Here is a 615-nt window from a genome sequence, read left to right on the forward strand (position 1 = left end):
ACGGCGCTGTCGGTGCTGGCCATGTTGCTGCCGGCGCTCTGCACCTTCTGCCCGTGGGCGTTGGCCTGCTCGTAGATCACCTGGAAGTTGCGACCCAACTGGGTGATGAACTCCTGGCAGGCCACCGAACCGGCACCGCCCCAGAAGTCACCCGCAGCAAGCACATCGCGAACGATGGCCTGGTGCTCAGCCTCCAGAGACGCGGCCTGGGCGCGGATCAAGGCACCGTGGGCGTCGACATCGCCGAACTGGTAATTGATTGTCATAACGGTGTTCTCCTAATGTCTGGAATGGTACGCAGCCGCGGTTTTAAGCGCTAGCTGCCGAGGATTTGCTGCGAGGCCTGCTCTTGCTGCTCGTAGTTGTTCGCGTCGCGGATCAGTCCGTCCCGCACTCCGTGGAGCATGTTGACGATGTTGCGGAAGGCCTGGTTGACCTGACCCATGGTGTCGTACGAGGTGGCCTGCGCCTGACCGCTCCAGCCCGAGCCGGCGATGTTCATCGAGGACGCCCACATCTTGCGAGCCTCGTCCTCAACCGTCTGGGCGTGCACCTCGAAGCGGCCCGCCATCGCCCGCATTTCGTGCGGGTCAGTCATAAAACGTGTTGCCATGT

At 62.6% G+C, this 615-nt stretch carries 2 protein-coding genes; both read right to left on the reverse strand.

All coding sequences use genetic code 11. The features are described from left to right. Window positions 1–266: WXG100 family type VII secretion target (locus A5750_RS08420; RefSeq protein WP_066957308.1), on the reverse strand; the 266-nt coding region annotated here is incomplete at its 3' end. Window positions 267–316: 50 nt separating this feature from the next. Continuing rightward, entirely contained in the window at window positions 317–613 is a 297-nt protein-coding gene (locus A5750_RS08425; protein WP_007771418.1) for a WXG100 family type VII secretion target, read from the reverse strand. Window positions 614–615: the final 2 nt, after the last annotated feature.

Origin of the sequence: Mycobacterium sp. 852002-51613_SCH5001154 (assembly GCF_001667425.1) — a bacterium.
In the GTDB taxonomy this organism is placed as follows: domain Bacteria; phylum Actinomycetota; class Actinomycetes; order Mycobacteriales; family Mycobacteriaceae; genus Mycobacterium.